Source organism: Paenibacillus sp. 3LSP, from assembly GCF_032465655.1.
Taxonomy (GTDB): domain Bacteria; phylum Bacillota; class Bacilli; order Paenibacillales; family Paenibacillaceae; genus Fontibacillus; species Fontibacillus barengoltzii.
Map to the genome: position 1 here is coordinate 1 of NZ_JAWDJI010000130.1, position 3,073 is coordinate 3,073.

The window sequence follows — 3,073 nt, forward strand, 5'->3', positions numbered from 1 at the left end:
TGTGCGATTTCTTTAATTGTTGCCCCGTATCCACTACCAATATCTAATATTTTTCAAAATCAAAATATAAATGAGTTCAAAAAATTTATTCAAACAACGTTTAGAGTATTTGAGCACAAACACTACGAAGGGGAAAAATGTCCTTTCTGTAAACAAATCTTGTCCCGGGAAGCTCACGAACTTATCTTATCTTATCGTGAATTTTTAACAAATGACTTAGAAAAAGAAATAACTCAACTAGAAAAAGACCTGAATACATTTAAAAATATTAGGGAAAACATTCAAAGCTTCGACATTTCATTTTTTGATGCATTAACATCAATTGACCAAAAACTGACTCAAGAAGCCAAGAAAATCATCCAAACAGTAATGAAGGAAACCTCAATAGAATTTGAGGATGTCAAAGACGAAAATATTAAACAATACTATCGATTTAAAGATTTAAAATCAATTATAAACGCTATAGATGAGAGGATTTCTCAGTTAAATAATATAATTCTTCCAGCAGAACAAGATCAAGAATCAAATCATAGGAAGATAGAAGAAATAAAGAAAAAGATAATAGATATAAAATTCGGTAATGAATTGATATCTCTAAAATCTGAAATTTTATTATTGCACAATAAATACAGTGCTTATAAAGAATTGGAGAATAGGATTGGGGAAATAAACTTTCAGTCAATATCAAGAAAAATTACTGATTTATCAAAAAAAGCATATTCTGAACTAGTATTATCGGAATTTCAACAGAAACTTGATGATGAATACTATAAATTATCTGAAAAAAAAGCTAGTGAATTTGGTATCACACTCACTCCAAGAAGTAACCGCGCAGTTGTTCAATTAGAGCCACAAGTCGGAAATCACACGATCAGAAAAGTATTAAGTGAAGGGGAACAAAAAGTTCATGCTCTAGCATTGTTTTTTACTGAAATTTATTATGAGAATAAAAGCATAATTGTATTTGATGATCCTGTAACCAGTCTTGACTATAATTATGTTGCATCATTTTGTGAGCGCATAAGAGATTTTGTAATTGAGAATCCCCAGAAACAAATTATTATATTCACTCATGACTGGTATTTCTTAAAGGATTTACAAAAAACATTTAATGATGCAGGTTTGAACCAACAAACTTATAATGTTCAAATCCTCGAAAATTGTTCCACAATAACTGAAAATATTGAAGCAATAGATAAACTAAAACAAAAGATTGAAATAATATTAAGCAGTTCAATGCACTTTGACCAAGAACAAAAAGATTTATGCGCAAAATACTTAAGAAGGCTCATCGAAGCAATTATAAATGTCCATGTATTTAATCAAACAAGAACCCAGTTTAAAAGGGATAATATTAAAGTATCCACTTTCACTGAATATACAAAACTTACCCCCCTACTTGATCATGAAGCAAATAAATTAAGGGATCTATATAAAAAGCTATCCCCATGGGAACATGATGATCCGCGAAATATTTTTGTAAACTCCGATAAGACAGTATTCCAAAATAGATATGAAGAGATATGTAAAATAGAAGCATCTATTTTACAAAGGAAATAAATCAATAAAACCACTGACCAAAATGCAGTGGTTTTATTGATTTATAATTAACATTCACTATATCTCTAATATTAATATCCCGATAAACAGATTTGGTTTAGGCGTTCCCGTTATTTGTCAACACGGCATGTTGACACTACTACCTCAACATGTGTCGAATACAGCAAGTCTCCCCATAGCGTTTGTAGACAAGTTGTCTACAAAAATGCGCCCTCAGTGCCCGCTTAAAATTCTCATGTCTACAAATGTCTACAATTCCGGGTATAAGAAAAGCCCAAACCGCATGAGGCCGGGCTTTTCATGGTGGAGGCGAGGGGAGTCGAACCCCTGTCCGAAGGCAACGCCACATAGGCTTCTACGGGTGTAGTGACAGTATTGATGTCACCCTAGAGACTCCCCGTCACCGGATTCTCTTCGGGTCAGCCTGATTGTCTTCTTCAGCTAGCCGCAGGCGGAGACTAGACAGCGTATCCCACTAAAGGTTGAGCCCCTATCCTGCCACATGGGCGATGGAAGGTAGGAGCCTGGAGGCCGTTATTAGGCGGCCAGAGCCAGAGTTGGTTGTTTAGCTTTGCCGTTTAAATTTGGCGTTAGCGTTGATAAAGCGGACGCTCCCCACTACCCGCTACCCATGCTCGATCTACCCCCGTCGAATCCAAAAACGCCCCCTTAATAAAAAGGGTGTTCGAGGATCAAGGTGCAGCCTGCAAGGGCCTGCTACTTGCTCGCATCACGAACAAGTGATGTTTCGTTCTTACATCCATTATTATACCATGTTTGCTTCCCATCATGTTTATGGACTTGATGGAAACGCTGGGAACTACCCTCTTGGGCTTGTTATCTTGCGATCTTCTGCTTCTCGCGCAACGCCCGTTGAATATCGCGTTGAGCATCCCGCTTCGCGGCGGAATCACGCTTGTCGTATTGCTTCTTCCCTTTGCCCAGACCCAGCAGCAGCTTCGCATATCCGTTGCGGATATAGATCTTGAGCGGTACGATCGTATACCCTTCCTGCTTGGATAAACCCAACAGCTTATTGATCTGTGCCTTGTGCATCAACAGCTTGCGTGTCCGCGTCGGATCGGTTGGATTAAACCGATTCCCCTGCTCGAACGGGCTGATGTGCATGTTGTGAATATGAATTTCGCCGTTTCGGATCGTCGCGAACGCATCGCTAATGTTCACCCGAGCATTCCGAATCGACTTGATCTCGGTGCCGGTGAGCACCATGCCCGCTTCGTAGGTATCTTCGATGAAATAGTCATGGGAAGCTTTTTTATTTTGCGCCAGCACTTTACCGTCACTTTTCTTACCCATGCTCCATCCTCCTCAAAGTTGGGTGAGTTCCTCTTCCGACTTTCAGCTCAAACAAAACGCGCAACAGAAGCTAAATCGGAAGCCCCACCGGGCAGTTTATCAGACATTTATTGTACCAACTCCAGCGGCCAAAAGCAAGAATTCGCGATCACTCAGTTAAAATGTTACTAAAGAGGCATCGGTTCACTCACATCGA

The 3,073-nt window shown here is 39.0% G+C and carries 2 protein-coding genes and 1 other RNA gene; 1 reads left to right on the forward strand and 2 read right to left on the reverse strand.

Annotated elements, in window-relative coordinates:
* Nucleotides 1-1,560 (forward strand): AAA family ATPase (locus RW092_RS10420; protein ID WP_316010171.1); only part of this gene is annotated, 1,560 nt, incomplete at its 5' end.
* 301 nt (nucleotides 1,561-1,861) lie between these two features.
* Here RW092_RS10420 and ssrA read toward each other — a convergent pair.
* Both ssrA and smpB read right to left on the reverse strand, forming a co-directional pair.
* Nucleotides 1,862-2,229: a transfer-messenger RNA gene (ssrA, locus tag RW092_RS10425) on the reverse strand.
* Nucleotides 2,230-2,397: 168 nt separating this feature from the next.
* The gene (gene smpB, locus RW092_RS10430) at nucleotides 2,398-2,877 is read right to left on the reverse strand and encodes an SsrA-binding protein SmpB (protein ID WP_016313970.1); all 480 of its coding nucleotides are present in this window, start codon (nucleotides 2,875-2,877) and stop codon (nucleotides 2,398-2,400) included.
* Nucleotides 2,878-3,073 lie beyond the last annotated feature (196 nt).